Annotated in this window: 2 protein-coding genes; both read left to right on the top strand. The window is 43.7% G+C overall.

Annotation, left to right across the window (positions count from 1 at the left end; genetic code table 11):
- A partial coding sequence (locus tag A3738_RS31420; RefSeq protein WP_068763881.1) for a hypothetical protein occupies positions 1 to 428 on the top strand: 428 nt, incomplete at its 5' end.
- A gap of 82 nt (positions 429 to 510) precedes the next feature.
- Positions 511 to 881: hypothetical protein (locus A3738_RS22825; RefSeq protein WP_156504431.1), on the top strand; the 371-nt coding region annotated here is incomplete at its 3' end.

Raw genomic sequence — 881 nt, 5'->3', positions numbered from 1 at the left:
GACAAATCCCGATCTCAGCTTCTTGGTCACTACCTGACGGACAAATTAAAACGACCCTTATTACTCCCGATGAAGATTGGGAAGAGTATATTTTGGATAATCCAAGCATCGACATAGATTTGTTAATAGATCAGGGAGCGACCCCAGCAGAAACGCTAAAAGAGCTGGCGCACGACAGTGAAGAAGGAAGTATTTTTTGCGCCGATTACTACACCGATAACGCAGCTTACACTGAGCTATACGAAGCCATAAATAGCGATCCGTCAATGGAATTGTCGGAATGGCAGTCTACGCTGGACACGGGAGCCTCAGGTCAGGTTGAACAAATGAGGCAATGGATCATTGAGCAACACAGCTTAAATATTGAACTGTCGGAAGATCGTGTCAAAGCGATGCTGTTTAGCTATCACGAACTGCAATATAAATAACGCATTTGTGACCCATGCAAATAGGCCACGGTTGCCATTACTGTAATATCAAGCAGTTAAACTAATAAAGAAAGTAGCATCCATGCCAACTACCAATACTTTACGTATTATTGCGCTGCTAACTGCGCTTTTTACATCTGTTACTACCTTTGCAAGAGGTCCAGCAGCACCAACCGACCCAGTTTTAGATCGCGAAGGCCGCGACTACCTTGCTATCGGTACACATTTTAATCAATTCAAGTCTATTTTATTGGTACTTGAACCGGTTCCAGGCAGTGATGATTCTGCTAGCTCTATATTTGAGTTCCCACTTACAGCACAAACATACGGTGCATCTCTTACCTATGGAACCCACATCACTGACAACTTCTTTACTGAATTACGATACGGCCAAGGCGTCATCTCCGACACTTTAAGTGCCGGCGCCTTAGAAGTGAATATAAACGAATGGTT

It is taken from the genome of Oleiphilus sp. HI0066 (assembly GCF_001635725.1).
Note: the sequence above shows the minus strand (reverse complement) of the source record. Positions and strands in the feature narration are given on the sequence as shown.